We start from the raw sequence: 3016 nt of genomic DNA, 5'->3' as shown, positions 1-3016 counted from the left end.
CAGCGCGGTCAGTTCCGTATCCCAGGACACGACAAGATCGTAGGTCAGAGCGCATGTCACGCACTGACGATGAAGCAACTACATCCCGTGGCGGAGCCAAACGAATCAAGATCTACGGATGTAGTACCAGGCGGCCACCACGAGTGCGACGACGGCGTCGTCGTACACCAAGCACTGGTTCGAGGGCTACTCCGGTTACGGCCGCGGGGAATCGAGCGGTCACCGTTCGTACTACAAGGGCTTCTACTACGCCGCGAACGGCCGCTACTACTTCGACGTGGACGTGTGGGACCGTGACCGCGACCGGGAGAACACCTACGTGGACTTCTGGTACCACGACGACCGCGGCTGGCACCAGGGCCGCCGGCTGGTGACCGGCGGGCACGGCACGTTCCGGTTCAGCTACAGCGCCCGCGGTGGGTTCGACGGCTACAAGTTCCGCATCGGCGAGGGCCTCGTGGGTCACTACGACTGGAGCGACTACGGCCGGCGCTCCTGGTGACCGCTGCTGAACTCCTGCCGACAGGCTCCCGCCTGGCTCGTTGTGAGTTCCCGCACGGGGCTCTTCAAGCTCGTGAGGCTGGGTGATTACCGGAGCCCGGTGGACACCGCATGTCAGCCGTTGCTGAGGCCGGCCTGCGTCGGCCGGCCCGGTCGTACCGCGAGACCCGGCGACCATCGGACATCTCCGGCAGGGTCGGCAGCCGTGGGCGCTGGCGCAGTCACTGCCGCCCTGCCTGACAAGCGACGTTATTCGCCTGGACAGCGGCTGGTGGGGACGGACCGGCGCCGCGTAGGAGGGAAGAACCTCCGGCGAGAGGCGGGCGTGGTGACGCGGGTGGGATGGGCAGCCGGTACGGACTGGACGGGGGGCACCCGCGTTTACAGGAGCGGGGACGCGGCTCGCCGCGTTGGTGCCGGGACAGGTACTCGGGCGGGGGCAGCTGAGTGGGGCACCGGTGTACGGGGCGGCGGCCCGGGGCACCGGAGAGACTCGCCGCCCGCCTTCGGGAAGGCGTGTCGCTGAATCCCCGTGTGCCCCGGGATGTAGAGGAAAGCCCCGGATGCGCTCATCCGTCGTCCTGGCGCCCGCTCAGAGCCGTACAGCATGCCTCTGTCAGCGGTAGTTCACGAATTGGAGGGCGATGTCCAGGTCCTTGCCCTTCAGCAGGCTGATGATCTCTTGGAGGTCGTCCTTCTTCTTCGAGCTGACACGGAGCTCTTCGCCCTGAATCTGCGCCTTGACGCCCTTCGGCCCCTCGTCGCGGATCATCTTCGAGATCTTCTTCGCGTTCTCCTGGTCGATGCCCTCCTTGAGGCTGACCATCATGCGGTATTCCTTGCCCGACAACTTGGGCTCGCCCGCATCGATGATCTTCAGCGAGAGACCCCGCTTGACCACCTTGTCCTTGAACACGTCGAGCGCCGCACCGGCCCGCTCTTCACTGTTCGCCTTGATCTCGATGTTGTTCTGCCCGGACCAGTTGATGCTCGCCCCGGTGCCCTTGAAATCGAAGCGGTGCCCGATCTCCTTGACCGTCTGGTTCAGAGCGTTGTCGACCTCCTGCCGGTCGATCTTGCTGACGATGTCGAACGATGAATCGGCCAAAGCACCCATCCTCTCAGCCGTGCTGGAATCGGTCCGGCCCCGGAACGCACGGACCCAGCGAACGAGCCTAGCCAGCATCCGCGTCACATGCAGGCCACGACCACCCTCGAGCCGCCTTCCCGCAGGCACCGCCCGCCACCCGCAGCCGTACGAACCCCACAGGACACGGCCCGGCAAACGAGTGTCACGTGCACCCCCGAAGTCCGCTATCCTTCTATCTGTCGCCGCGAGAGCGGATGGCACGGCAGGTTGCCCGAGTGGCCAAAGGGAGCGGTCTGTAAAACCGTCGGCTCAGCCTACGCAAGTTCGAACCTTGCACCTGCCACTAGCAGTAAGCGCAGCTCAGAGGCCCTACGGGGCCTCTTCTGCATTTCAGGGGTGTGCAGCCAGATGCCGCCGTGAGCGGCCTGTTGTCGCTGGTCCACCAATATGCGTGTAATGATCTTGAGCCTCTTTCCGCAGGTCGAGGGTTGGATTCGGCCAATACGCGGCCAAGAACAAGAGCCCCGGTGGTGGGCCGGGGCTCTGGGTGCGGTTGGTACGTGGTCATGCTGCGAGGGCGTCGCCGATTCGCTTGTTGGCGATCTCCTGTTGGCCGTCGATGCACTTGGCGTAGACCCTCAGGAGGACATCGACACTGTGACCCGCTCGTTCGGCGACATCGGGGGCTGAGACGCCCGCGTTGAGCCAGAGCGAGACTGCCGCGTGCCGGAGATCGTAAGGGCGCTTGGCGAGCGGAGAAGCGACCTGAGCGGGCGTGAAGGCCAGCAGTCGAGCGGCCTGCCAGACCTCGGTGTAGGCGGTGGAGGCCACCACGCCGCCGCGTTCGCTGCTGAAGATGCGGCCGTCCTTGGCCGTTCCGAACTCCGCGATGTGGTCGCGAAGAATCGTGACCAGCTCAGGTGGGATAGGCACCGGCCGGACATCCTGTCTGCCCCGGTGCTTCAGGCCGCGTTCTTCGTGGGCGTCTCCGCTGTCGGTCCACTGCGTATTGACCTCTGGCCGGGACATGTCGATGGTCAGCCGCCCCCAACCGGACGCGGGCAGGTGGCAGTCCTGGAGCCGCAGGCCGACCGCCTCGGCCGGGCGAAGAGCGGCGTAGTACATGCAGGCGAAGAGGGCCATCAGCCGCCGGCCCCTGCCCCGCTGCCCTACGTAGGTCACTGCGGTCAGTAGCTCTTGCGCCTGGCGCGGATTCACCACGACGCGGGGGTCTACTGTCTCGGTGGTCTTGGGCGGCTTCCATTTGATCTTGTGTAGCGGATTTGCCGAAAGTTCCTCTAGACGAGTAAGTCCTAAATCGGGTCAGTGGTCGTAGGCGATCAGTGATCGGGTGATGGCCCCGCCGGTGGCGCGGTTGTGCCAGATGGCGGCGGTCAGCGCCAGGATGCGCTGGGCGATGCGGGC

Annotated in this window: 3 protein-coding genes, 1 tRNA gene and 1 pseudogene; 2 read left to right on the top strand and 3 right to left on the bottom strand. The window is 65.5% G+C overall.

The features are described 5' to 3' along the window. Positions 1-277 precede the first annotated feature (277 nt). Positions 278-502 (top strand): hypothetical protein, encoded by a 225-nt coding sequence (locus E1286_RS46805; RefSeq protein WP_132623806.1) that lies wholly within the window; start codon positions 278-280, stop codon positions 500-502. A 615-nt stretch (positions 503-1117) separates the two neighbouring features. On the opposite strand, the gene E1286_RS46800 is transcribed toward E1286_RS46805, so the two are convergent. Further along, a complete protein-coding gene (locus E1286_RS46800; RefSeq protein ID WP_223190962.1) occupies positions 1118-1618 on the bottom strand; it encodes a YajQ family cyclic di-GMP-binding protein in 501 nt (166 codons plus the stop codon). A gap of 234 nt (positions 1619-1852) precedes the next feature. Here E1286_RS46800 and E1286_RS46795 point away from each other — a divergent pair. Then, positions 1853-1934, top strand: a tRNA-Tyr gene (locus tag E1286_RS46795). Between the two features lie 221 nt (positions 1935-2155). Here the strand turns inward: E1286_RS46795 and E1286_RS46790 are convergent. Both E1286_RS46790 and E1286_RS52310 read right to left on the bottom strand, forming a co-directional pair. Further along, positions 2156-2809: a tyrosine-type recombinase/integrase gene (locus E1286_RS46790; RefSeq protein WP_281282868.1), complete on the bottom strand. Its 654-nt coding sequence runs from the start codon at positions 2807-2809 to the stop codon at positions 2156-2158. Between the two features lie 105 nt (positions 2810-2914). Beyond that, positions 2915-3016 (bottom strand): annotated as a pseudogene (locus E1286_RS52310) (IS982 family transposase); the annotation flags it as partial.

It is taken from the genome of Nonomuraea terrae (assembly GCF_004348995.1).
GTDB classification, from domain to species: Bacteria; Actinomycetota; Actinomycetes; order Streptosporangiales; family Streptosporangiaceae; genus Nonomuraea; species Nonomuraea terrae.
The sequence above is the reverse complement of the archived record's forward strand: the minus strand, read 5'-3'. Positions and strand labels throughout refer to the sequence as shown.

Excerpts from the sequence above, each read along its gene's own strand:
- E1286_RS46800 (WP_223190962.1), bottom strand. The coding sequence starts at position 1,618 with ATGGGTGCTTTGGCCGATTCATCGTTCGACATCGTCAGCAAGATCGAC.